General features: G+C 60.3%; 1 pseudogene. It reads left to right on the top strand.

Annotation, left to right across the window (positions count from 1 at the left end):
• Positions 1-175 precede the first annotated feature (175 nt).
• Positions 176-320: pseudogene (locus EN862_RS35420) on the top strand (NAD(P)-dependent oxidoreductase); the annotation flags it as partial.

Raw genomic sequence — 320 nt, forward strand, 5'->3', positions numbered from 1 at the left:
GCAAGTCGCATCTATCTGACAGATCGAGGCTGGTACTGCGTGGCTGTATCCCGGAACAATCGGATGTTGAAACGGACCGGTCGCAATAACAACATTGCGCGCCCTGATTCGGGCCTGTGCGATTTTCAGATCTTCACGGTCAGCGAGCACGCGGTCGCTCTGATGCTGGCAGTCCGCTGGTGCGGCGCTCGACGTGTTCGACCAGGAGCCGCCGAAGACCGACGATCCGCTGTTTTCGCTACCCAACGTCTTGTGCACGCCGCATGTCGCGGCCTGGACGACTGAAGGAACTCAGGCCATCGGCTGGCATGCGGCCAAGA

Origin of the sequence: Mesorhizobium sp. M2E.F.Ca.ET.219.01.1.1, from assembly GCF_004016445.2 — a bacterium.
Classification (GTDB): domain Bacteria; phylum Pseudomonadota; class Alphaproteobacteria; order Rhizobiales; family Rhizobiaceae; genus Mesorhizobium.